7 protein-coding genes and 1 rRNA gene are annotated in these 11,206 nt (G+C 46.4%); 1 reads left to right on the top strand and 7 read right to left on the bottom strand.

Annotated elements, in window-relative coordinates:
* Positions 1-209 (bottom strand): 16S ribosomal RNA (locus QVE09_RS16770); the annotation flags it as partial.
* A 711-nt stretch (positions 210-920) separates the two neighbouring features.
* Here QVE09_RS16770 and QVE09_RS16765 point away from each other — a divergent pair.
* Positions 921-2,294 carry a molybdopterin-dependent oxidoreductase gene (locus tag QVE09_RS16765; protein WP_315937698.1) on the top strand — a complete coding sequence of 458 codons (1,374 nt, stop codon included), beginning with the start codon at positions 921-923 and terminating at the stop codon, positions 2,292-2,294.
* Positions 2,295-2,424: 130 nt separating this feature from the next.
* Here the strand turns inward: QVE09_RS16765 and ligA are convergent, their stop codons facing one another.
* The 6 genes from ligA to rfbB all read right to left on the bottom strand — a co-directional run bounded on the left by ligA (position 2,425) and on the right by rfbB (position 11,166).
* Positions 2,425-4,440, bottom strand: a complete 2,016-nt coding sequence (ligA, locus tag QVE09_RS16760; protein ID WP_315937697.1) for an NAD-dependent DNA ligase LigA — start codon at positions 4,438-4,440, stop codon at positions 2,425-2,427.
* 209 nt (positions 4,441-4,649) lie between these two features.
* The gene (gene pcrA / locus QVE09_RS16755) at positions 4,650-7,004 is read right to left on the bottom strand and encodes a DNA helicase PcrA (RefSeq protein WP_315937696.1); all 2,355 of its coding nucleotides are present in this window, start codon (positions 7,002-7,004) and stop codon (positions 4,650-4,652) included.
* A gap of 438 nt (positions 7,005-7,442) precedes the next feature.
* Complete coding sequence (pcrB, locus tag QVE09_RS16750) at positions 7,443-8,138, bottom strand: heptaprenylglyceryl phosphate synthase (RefSeq protein ID WP_315937695.1); 696 nt, start codon at positions 8,136-8,138, stop codon at positions 7,443-7,445.
* A 115-nt stretch (positions 8,139-8,253) separates the two neighbouring features.
* On the bottom strand, positions 8,254-9,129 hold the full coding sequence (locus tag QVE09_RS16745; protein ID WP_315937694.1) for a phosphatidylinositol-specific phospholipase C/glycerophosphodiester phosphodiesterase family protein: 876 nt from the start codon (positions 9,127-9,129) through the stop codon (positions 8,254-8,256).
* A gap of 133 nt (positions 9,130-9,262) precedes the next feature.
* Positions 9,263-10,144: a dTDP-4-dehydrorhamnose reductase gene (gene rfbD, locus QVE09_RS16740; protein ID WP_315937693.1), complete on the bottom strand. Its 882-nt coding sequence runs from the start codon at positions 10,142-10,144 to the stop codon at positions 9,263-9,265.
* A complete protein-coding gene (gene rfbB / locus QVE09_RS16735) occupies positions 10,141-11,166 on the bottom strand; it encodes a dTDP-glucose 4,6-dehydratase (protein ID WP_315937692.1) in 1,026 nt (341 codons plus the stop codon). Before rfbB ends, rfbD begins: the two co-directional genes overlap by 4 nt.
* Between the last annotated feature and the right edge of the window lie 40 nt (positions 11,167-11,206).

Genomic DNA, 11,206 nt, shown 5'->3' with positions numbered 1-11,206 from the left:
CAGTTTCCTTCAGGCGAAGAAAACAACTATTCGGTATTAGCTACCGTTTCCGGTAGTTGTCCCAAACTTGAGGGCAGGTTGCCTACGTGTTACTCACCCGTCCGCCGCTAAGTATCAAGGAAGCAAGCTTCCTATCAACTCCGCTCGACTTGCATGTATTAGGCATGCCGCCAGCGTTCGTCCTGAGCCAGGATCAAACTCTCCAATAAAGTATTGAAAAGAGCGATAAGCTCATTTTGAATCTGACGATTCATTGTGAATCAAAAGTTACTATCCATTTGTTCAGTTTTCAAGGAACTTGTATGTCCGTTTGTGTTGATGTTTGTCAACCGGACAGGAATCTTATCATATCATGTTAACTAACTTACTGTCAACACTTTGTTTTCGTCATCTTTCAAATGATTATGACAATCATTCGTTTGAAGCGACAAGAAATAATATATCACGTAGTGATTTATTTAGCAAGCATTTTTAATCAACCTTTTGATATCATGATATCTTCATCTACGGTGTCTTGTCTCCAACCTGTATTCGACAGATTAGCACATGCTCTGAACAAGTGAAAGGCTACTCTTAAAGTGCATTACATATAAAAGAAATAACTCATCCTATAATACTGCCTTCTATGAACCACAAGTAATAATGATCTAGATGAGTTTTAGTTAGAGCTCCGATCAGGATAACGATTCTTGCCCTTCTGTTGGTTTGAAGAAAGTGATCCAAAAACTCTATAATAAGGTATATAGATATAGAGTTAAGGTTAAGCAGTCAAGTATGCTGCTTTTATAAGTAGCCTATGAACAATCGTATAACCATCTCACATTGCACCTTTACACAGATCACGCACTCCATTCACAGCTAGCTATTACATATCAAAGTTCTGAATAAACTCATTACTAACCTATATGAGGTGATCGCACTTGAAACAATGGTTGAAGAACAGACGCAAAGGTTACGGCAAAAAGTTGGTTTCCATCCATGCTTGGAATGCCTGGATTGTTGTGATCCTTGCTATTTCAGGTCTTATGCTGGTAGGCGGCTTTTGGCGCGAGATACTCGGAATTGGACGTGTCTGGTTAAAATGGCTACATATCATGGTTGGGCTAGCTATGCTGGCACCCGTAGTATATTACTTGATTTTGGCCGGAAAGCACTGGAAACAGCTTCGTAACAGACCATGGCAGAGGGTGAACACCATCTTTGTTCTTGCTCTGCTGGTAGGCTGGCTACTCTCGGGTATTGTATTATGGCAGTTCAAGCTAGCTGGACCTCGATGGTCGAATGCTGCACTTTTGATCCATGACCTGCTGACTTGGGTGGGCCTACCTTATATTATCTATCACTCCATCACTCGGACCAAATGGTTAAAGGATCCTGCACGTCGTGCGGTTAAAACCACTACAACTTCAACACGAACTCAAAATACAGCTGACCCATCTGATTCAATATCGGATGAAAAAGAAACTCCAGTTGCTATATCTTCTTCCCATTTTGATCGCAGTTCCGAGAGAGATCCCCTCAAATCAGAGGAGCGACCTCAACCATTGTATACACGACGAGCTTTCATCCGTTCTGCTGTGGGGGTTGGTCTCGCCGTGACTCTTGGTCCTACTTTTATATCCTGGGTAGGACGAAATCTCAAAATCGATAACAGTATTGATAGCATGCTGGAGAACGATCCTAACCGTATGGTTCCTTTGCCACAACCGCTGTCTGCCTCTTCTCCTCCCATTGGAGGCGGAGCTGAAGGTCATTTTCGCGTATATACGGTTACGCCCATACCGTCCTTCTCCAATGCTAACTGGTCTTTCCGAATCGATGGATTGGTTGACCGGGCACAGGTTTGGAACTGGGAACAGTTCGTGAAGCTCGCGCGTAGCGTACAGGTTAGTGATTTCCACTGTGTAACGGGATGGTCGGTATATAAGAATACCTGGGAAGGCATTTCACTTGCACAGCTTTTGAAGCAAGCCGGGGTCAAACCAGAGGCTCATAGTGTGAAGTTTTACTCCGGTGATGGTGTGTATACAGATGCGATTACGATGGATCAAGCGCAAATGGAGGATATTATGGTCGCTGTCATGCATGATGGCAAACCTATCCCTGCGGATTTAGGCGGTCCAGTGCGACTCGTCATCCCTCAGATGTATGCCTATAAATCGGTAAAATGGTTGAATCGTATCGAACTCATCGACAGCGAACATATTGGTTACTGGGAAGAACGAGGATATGATAAGGATGCCTGGCTTACAAGCGCATCTCAGCGCATCCCTAACAATATTAGTGGATCCTGATCGGTTAAGACTGGTGAGTGATCATTCGTTGTAGAACGTAAATCAATAAACAACAAAAGCCCCCGATCACGTATTCGTGTCTTCGGGGGCTTTCTTATTATGAACTCTTTTGTTCATTTATCCTCTAACTCTATGGGTTCAAAAGACGTACAAGTTCGTCTTCATCCTCAATCGTTGGGATACCGAGATCATGAGCTTTGGTTAGTTTACTACCTGCCTTCTCTCCGGCAATAACCAAATCTGTCTTTTTCGACACACTGCCAGTCACCTTCGCTCCGAGCGCTTCCAGTCTTTGCGTCGCCTCTTCCCGCGTCAATTGGTGCAGCGTTCCGGTCAAGACGACCGTTTTACCACTGAAGAAGGAATCTTCCACAACAGCAACGGTTGGTGCCTCAGGTGCCTGAGCTTTCACACCTAAATTGAGCATTTTCTCAATCGCAGCCTGTGTAAACGGATCTGCAAAAAAGTTTACGATGCTCTCAGCCACGATACCACCGACGTCGGGTAGTTCAACCAGTTCTTCCACGGTTGCATTCATAATGGCGTGCAGATCTCGATAATGATCAGCGAGCATGCGCGTTGTCGATTTACCTGTGTTCGGAATACCCAGTGAGTATAAGAAGGAAGCCAAGTCTCTATCTTTACTAAGCTCAAGCGCAGCGATAAGGTTGTTCGCTTTCTTTTCCCCAAACCGCTCCAGCTTCACCAGATCATCAAACTGTAACGTATACAGGTCGGCAGGCTCACGTACATTCAATTCATCATACAGCTGAATCGCCGTTTTCTCACTGAACGTCTCGATGTCCATGGCATCACGGGAAGCAAAATGGGAAATACGTGCTACCGTTTGCGGTTTACATGCCAGTCTGTTGTTACAGAACAGATGCGCTCCGCGTTGCTCCAGTGGGAATCCACATGCAGGACACTGCTCAGGGAAGACGATCTCCTCCCCATCACTCTCCTCCGTCACTTTACCCAGAATTTCAGGAATGACGTCGTTGGAGCGACGAATAAAGACCCTTGTGCCCAGAGCAAACTTCAGATTTTTGCGTTCAATATCACCGACATTGTTCAGAGTACAGTTCTGTACCGTTACCCCGGCAAGTTCAACCGGTTCTACGCGTGCCAGCGGAGTTACTTTGCCAGTACGACCCACATTCCATACCACAGCATTAAGAACCGTCGTGGTCTCTTCTGCCTCGAATTTATATGCCACCGCCCAGCGAGGGAATTTATCGGTATAACCCAGCACCTCGCGGGTACGCATGTCCGTAATTTTAATAACAGCTCCATCGATCAGATAGTCCAGTTGACCCCGGTTCTCCTGAATGGCGGCCAGTTGTTCCATCACATCATCAAACTCATGGAAATACGTGATGGATGGATTCACTTTGAAGCGGTTCTCACGCAGGAAGTCCATCATCTGCTGATGATTGGCAAATTGAATGTCGTCCGAATAACCTACGTTATAAAAATAAGCATTCAACCGACGCTCAGCCGTCGCTTTCGGATTCAGGTTACGCAGTGCTCCTGCTGCTGCATTCCGTGCATTCTTGAGCGGTTCTGCCGCTGTCTCATTGTATCGATCCAGGACAGACAAGTTCATGATACCTTCCCCCTGTACTTCAATCGTGCCGTTTGTATAAGGAATTTTGAGCGGAACGGAGCGAATCGTTCTCACCTGTGCCAAAATACCCTCGCCTACGGTACCATTCCCTCGTGTAGAGGCTTGCACCAACTCACCATTGGTATACGTCAGGTTCAGCGTCAATCCGTCAAACTTCAACTCAATGACATAACCTGGTTCCGGTAAAGGTGTATCGGGATTTTTACTGTTATAGTCATTAATCAGTTTCAGTACACGGGTATTCCAGCTGCGCAGCTGCTCGATATTCTGTGCTTTGTCCAGACTCCATAATGAGGATAAATGGCGATGTGGGGTAAACCCCTTGAGCAGTTCGCCGCCCACACGCTGTGTTGGAGAATCAGGCAGAACGATGCCGCTTTCCTGTTCCAGCGTAACCAGTTCATCGTACAGAAGATCATACTCCTTATCGCTGATCTGTGGCTGATCCATCGTGTAGTACTGATAATTATGCTGGTTCAGCTCGGTAACGAGTTGCTCCATCCGGTGCATCGGGTCCATACAGGGCCATCCCTCCGTTAATTTGATCTATGTAGAACGAACACTCCTATTGCACGTGAACTCCGATAACAGAATAACTTTCCGATCGCTGTTATCCCTGATTTTTTTTATTCATTTTAAAAGGTAGAAATCCAGGGATAAAGGCGAACGCCTTGCTTCTTCAAGTTATTTCTGCTCTCTCCGTTATCGTGCAAAAGGAAGTTTCGTTCTTATTCTACTTTCGTAATCGGGGCAAAGCCGGCAAGCAAACGTTTCACACCAACCGGAGCAGGGAAGGCAATCTGCAGTTCGGTATCATTACCTGTACCTTTAACTGCAACAATGGTGCCTGTCCCCCATTTGCCATGCTGCACTTTATCTCCTGCCTTGAATCCTGCTTCACCATTAGAAGCCACCGGCTTGGAAGCAGATGATGGCGTAGAGTATGTTGGGCGAGACGTACTCGTGGTCACACGCGAAGTTGGCGTGGATGAGGTAGCAGATGAACCGCTCTTGCTTTGGTGATCAAAGAGCTTGGTGCCACCACCGAAGTTACTTCCTCCACTAGAACCTAGTCCACGTCCACCATATGAGCCGCCTCCGCTACTTCCGCGACGGTAACGATCACGAGCCATGGAGGTGTCTTCCTTCAGCTCATCCGGAATTTCATCCAGGAAGCGGGAAGGCGGGTTCGCTGTGGTACGTCCAAACAACGTCCGCATCTGGGCACAGGACAGGAACAGTTGCTCTTCCGCACGGGTGATCCCTACATAAGCAAGTCGGCGTTCTTCTTCCAACTCTTCATTGTCCATAAAGGCACGGCTATGCGGGAAGACCCCTTCTTCCATACCCACGATAAAGACAACCGGGAACTCCAGACCTTTGGCGCTGTGCATGGTCATCAGGGTAACCGCGTCGCTCTGATCCTCTTCATCATCGTTCATGCTGTCGATGTCAGCAATCAATGCAAGATCGGTGAGGAACGACACGAGCGTTTTGTCTTCATTATTTTTCTCAAATTCCATCGTTACCGACAGGAACTCTTCAATGTTCTCCAGCCGTGCACGGGATTCGAGTGTGTTTTCATTTTGCATCTCAAGTCGGTATTGGCTCATCTCAAGAATCTTCTCGGTCAGTTCAGTTACAGACAGATACTCTACCATCTGATGCAACGCAGCGATCATGTCATAGAACTCCACCAGCGCATTCCGCGTACGACCAGCAAAACCAAGATCATCTACGACCTGAAGTACACGGAAAATTGAGATTCCACGCTCTCCTGCCGCAGCCGCCAGCTTCGCTACGGTTGTATCCCCGATGCTACGCTTCGGCACGTTAATGATCCGGGTAAGGCTGATATCATCGTCGGGGTTGGATAACAGGCGCAGATACGCCAGAATGTCCTTGATCTCTTTACGATCATAGAACTTGATGCCGCCGACAATCTGATACGGAATATCAGACTTGATCAAAATTTCCTCTATAACCCGGGACTGGGCGTTGGTACGGTATAAAATCGCATGGTTCTGATAGGATTTGCCGTTTTTCACATTTTTACTAATCTCGGAGGTAACAAAATACCCCTCATCATGTTCGGAATCCGCACGGTACACCTTGATCTTCGAACCACCCTCTTTGTCCGTCCACAGTTTCTTCGGTTTACGCCCTGTATTCAGGCCGATCACTTCATTCGCTGCATTCAGGATATTGGAAGTTGAACGATAGTTCTGCTCCAGCAAAATCGTGTTTGCTTCAGGGTAATCTTTCTCAAAATTAAGGATATTGCTGATATCCGCCCCGCGCCAGCGATAGATCGACTGGTCACTATCCCCTACAACGCAGATGTGATGGTGACTGTCAGCGAGCATGCGGCACAGCATGTACTGTGCACGGTTCGTATCCTGATACTCATCCACGTGAATGTACTGGAATTTCTTTTGATAAAAGTCGAGAACTTCAGGCACTTCCTTGAACAGTTGAATAGTCTGCATAATGAGATCGTCGAAATCAAGTGAGTTGTTGGCTCTTAACTTTTTCTGATACATCTTATATATCTTCGCTACAATACCCTCGAAATAGTCTCCTGCCTGCTTCTCATATTGCTCCGGACTAATCAGTTCATTCTTGGCCGTGCTCATCATCGATTGAACTGCTTTGGGTTCAAATTTCTTCGTGTCGATATTCTGGTCTTTCATACAGCTGCGAATAACAGATAATTGGTCCGATGAGTCCAAAATACTGAAGTTGGAAGTAAAGCCAATACGTTCAATATCACGGCGCAAAATACGCACACACATGGAGTGGAATGTGGATACCCAAATGTCGCGGCCCTGGGAGCCACCTACGAGTTGGGAAACCCGGTCCTGCATCTCACGGGCGGCTTTGTTCGTAAATGTAATCGCTAAAATGCCCCACGGGGGCGCCTTCCGTGTTGCAATGAGGTAGGCAATCCGGTGTGTCAGCACCCGCGTCTTGCCGGAGCCCGCTCCGGCCATAATCAGCAGCGGGCCATCCGTCGCCTCGACGGCTTGCCGTTGAGGGGTGTTAAGCCGTGCAACGGCATCATGTATATTTACAGGTTGCATGCATGCATGCTCCTTTCGTTGGTTGGTCTATAAAGCAAAATTATAGGTTACACTCGCCACTCCGATGACTGAATAATCTTTCGATCGCTGTTATTCCCGGATTTTTCGATCTACTTTTTCAAAGGTGAAAATCCGGTAATAAAGGCGAACGCTCCGCTTCTCTAGCTTATTTCTGTCCTCTTCGTTCTCGTGTAAACATAGTCCCTGTATACGAATTTCTCAGTAAAAAAAGAACAAAATCAGGTAATAGAAGTATGCTTAGGATTTGGCTTTCTTACAGAAAGCTTTTAACGAGCATTTCGTTTCTCCAGCTCACTTCTCTCCTCTTCGTTCTCGTGTAAACGACATTACGCTCATATAACTTCTTTAATTAGTAAGGGCAAAGTTCTATTTTAACAGATCATAAGGGGAAAATGGGGGAATGGTAAACTAAACCGATTAAATGGTTCCTTTTACAGCCAAAACCGTCTCAAGTGCCTTAGTCAAATCGCTATACACAATGTTACCTACCACGATGGTGTCTGCCACCTGGGCAGCCTGCGTGGCTTTCTCCGGATCATCAATTCCGCCGCCGTAGATGAGGTGTGCCCGCTCCAATTGTCTGTGCGTCTCACCAACAAGCTCCATATCTCCGAACGTTCCACTGTACTCCATGTATACGATTGGAAGATTGAGCAGACGCTCCGCTGCCTGGGCATATGCTACCGCAGCTCCTGTCGTCAGATCCGTATCTGCACCAGTCACCCGCGCTACCGTAGAGTTTGCATTAAGCACAATATAACCCTCGGCAATCAGCAGATCCCAAGGAATAAGATAACCATAACGCTCTATGGCTTGCTGGTGGTGCCCAATCATCCATTTGCTGTCCGTTGCATTCAAGACCATCGGGATCAGATATCCGTCAAACCCGGGAACAACAGCCTCCAGATCGGATACTTCAAGCACACATGGCAATTCATAACGACGCACTCGGGACATCAGGTCTACCGTGTTATCATAGGTAATTCCGGAAGATCCACCGACGATAATTGCATCGGTCCCCGACATGCAGACCAGATCGAGTTCTTCGTCCGTAATCTCCCGGTCCGGGTCAAGCTTAAATACATGTCTCCACTGCTTAATCATGTCTATCAACGAACATTCCTCCAGAGGTTCTTCTGCATCCTAGAAAGCTTGTAAACTAAGTCTAAGTCAGCAGACAGTGAGTGTCAATGTTCGTATAAAAAGGGGAACAGAAAAACATTAATTTTTACGGTTTCCAGGCAAAACGTGTATTCATCTCATCCAACTCCTGCTCCGTCAGCACGTCCGAGTACACCCCGTACACGCCCCACTTCTCATAGTTAGCCACCTGTCCAGTGTCATTGATAGTATGCACGTAGGTGACTGAGCCTGCACTATTCAGCTTGGCGACGAAATTCTGGTTTACTTTATATTCCGGCATAGTCACGGCATCAATATCATTCTTTTGCACAAAATCAACAACCTGATCTTCTGTATCCTGTGTGGCATATAACGTATAGATAATGGAAGGGAATGCATAGACTTCTTTCACCGTTTCGAGCATCGGTTCGTTATAGATCTGTACAACCACCCGATCCAGCACAGAGTGATCATGTTCTTTGGCTGCATCCACCAGGGATCTTAACACCTGCTGAATATCCTCATCCTTCTGTTCCTTGGTGTCAGTTACGATATACATATCCGGATACTCGGCCAGTACATCTATAATGCCATCGGCATCCATGGGTTGATACATGCCTAAAATAGGCGTATTCATAAATTCATCATGTGTCAGTGCCCCGGCTTGTTTATCCTCCGGAAGCTCTTCGTCTTGTCCTAGCATTTTGCTCATATTAGCGGTCCATTCATGTCTGGCTACGGCTTTCCGATCCGATGTTAACATAAAGTCGATTTCAAATACACGTGTGCCTTTCTCGTAATTGGCAATCATCGCTTCATAGGCGTTGGTATATGGTTGATCACGAATGCTGCCCATCGCATGGGCGATTAATCTATAGGCGGTAAATCCGTCCCGTTGTTCCTCACTCTCGCTTTCATAGGCGAAAAAGAGTGTGCCCACGGTAACGATCAGTAGTATTAACACGGCGGCAATGCGTTTCATATCACATTCACATCCTCAGTACCTTTTTGTTAGCTAACTACCCGAATTGATGAGGTGCAAAACAAAATAGCCGCCCGAGGCGGCTGTTAAATGGTGGGTGCAATTTGGGAATAAAGCACGGACCTCCACATGCTCAGTCCTTTTGCTGTACACTCAACTCTTTCAAAAACGCAATTAGCGCCTCACGCCAAGGTCTCAGAGGTTCCAGACCGTTCGTTCGAATCGCCAGATGATCCATCACCGAGTATGCAGGACGAGGGGCTGGACGCGGAAACTGATCGGTTGTGCATGGCGTAAGTTCGGCCGTTGGCTTGAATCCACTCTGCTTATTGGCTTCTTCTTTTATTGCCTCTGCAAACTCGTACCATGAGCAAGTTCCTGAATTGGAAGCATGATAGATACCATATTTTCTGCTCGTAGAAAGGGTATGAATGAATCGGGCAAGATCCACCGTATAGGTAGGCGAACCTTGTTGGTCATGAACAACTTGCAGTTGTGGACGTTTCGCCATAAGTTCCAGCATGGTTTTGACAAAATTACTTCCATACACGCCAAACACCCATGATGTTCGAATAATAAACCATTGCGTGCACAAACTTTGAACCAGCCGTTCCCCAGCAAGCTTCGACTTGCCATAAACACTCTGCGGATTCGTTACATCGTATTCTCGGTATGGTGTACTCCCACTTCCATCAAATACATAATCCGTACTGATATATACCAGCTTTGCTTTCACACTCTCGGCGGCAACCGCAATATTTCTAGTACCTGATGCATTGATTGTATATGCTGTATCTTCATCTACCTCGGCCTGATCGACCGCTGTGTAAGCAGCGCAGTGAATTATGATGTGGGGTCGGAACGTCGTAATCATATCTGTGCACTGCTGTTGATCGGTAATATCCATCTGGTTCTTGTCACAGGCCAATACCTGATGACCTTCTGCTTCGAAGGTCTTCACCACATCATAACCCAGTTGTCCTGCCGCGCCAGTCACCATAACTCTATAGTTCATTTGGACGAATCACCCATCCGCTTACCGTACTGAAGCTGAACATAGTCCTGATATGTGCCTGATTGAATTCTCGTCCACCAATCTTGATGTTTCAGATACCATTGGATTGTCTCCTTGATCCCTGTCTCAAAATTGTGTGCAGGTTGCCAGCCGAGCTCAGTACGTATCTTGGTAGGATCTATACCGTAACGTCGGTCATGGCCCAATCGATCCTGTACATATTGAATCAAACTCGCTGGCTTACCCAGTTGCTCCAATACGCTCTCCACAATGTATATATTAGTACGTTCATTATTACCACCAATGTTGTATACTTCTCCAGATTGTCCATTATGAATCACCAGATCAATCGCGCTGCAGTGATCCTCGACATACAGCCAGTCACGAATATTGAGCCCGTCACCATATACTGGGATGGCTTCATCATTTAATGCACGGGATATAATCAGCGGAATAAGTTTCTCCGGGAATTGAAAAGGTCCATAGTTATTAGAGCAACGTGTAATATTTACAGGAAGTCCAAAGGTTTCATGATAGGCTCTTACGAGCAGATCCCCGCCAGCTTTACTTGCAGAGTACGGACTGTTTGGCATCAGAGGTGTATCTTCAGTAAATAAACCTGTTGCACCCAATGATCCATATACCTCATCCGTCGATACCTGAACAAATTTGGTGACTTGATACTTCTTTGCCGCATCCAGCAGAACCTGAGTACCCATCACATTGGTACGCACAAAGATATCCGGGGACAGAATACTTCGATCCACATGAGACTCTGCAGCGAAATTAACAACCACATCGATGCCTTGGGAAAAAACAGCTTCCATCTGCTGTACATCTGCAATATCTGCTTTGATGAAGGTATATTGGGGATTGGACTCTACTGTATGCAAGTTCTCCAAGTTCCCCGCATACGTTAATGCATCCACATTGATAATCTCATAACTCGGATGTTCACGAAGCATATATAATACAAAGTTGCTGCCGATAAATCCGGCCCCACCCGTAACCAGTAGTTTCATGCTGTCTCTCTCCCTCTGCCTCCAGATACAGAAGTATCTG

The sequence above is a fragment of the Paenibacillus sp. ClWae2A genome, assembly GCF_032452295.1.
GTDB lineage: Bacteria > Bacillota > Bacilli > Paenibacillales > Paenibacillaceae > Paenibacillus.
This window is presented reverse-complemented; position numbering and strand designations above follow the sequence as displayed.

What these genes read in the sequence shown, in the direction of transcription:
- rfbD (WP_315937693.1), bottom strand. Translation starts at nt 10,144, where the DNA reads ATGAACTATAGAGTTATGGTGACTGGCGCGGCAGGACAACTGGGTTAT.
- rfbB (WP_315937692.1), bottom strand. Translation starts at nt 11,166, where the DNA reads ATGAAACTACTGGTTACGGGTGGGGCCGGATTTATCGGCAGCAACTTT.
- pcrA (WP_315937696.1), bottom strand. Translation starts at nt 7,004, where the DNA reads ATGCAACCTGTAAATATACATGATGCCGTTGCACGGCTTAACACCCCT.
- QVE09_RS16745 (WP_315937694.1), bottom strand. Translation starts at nt 9,129, where the DNA reads ATGAAACGCATTGCCGCCGTGTTAATACTACTGATCGTTACCGTGGGC.
- ligA (WP_315937697.1), bottom strand. Translation starts at nt 4,440, where the DNA reads ATGGACCCGATGCACCGGATGGAGCAACTCGTTACCGAGCTGAACCAG.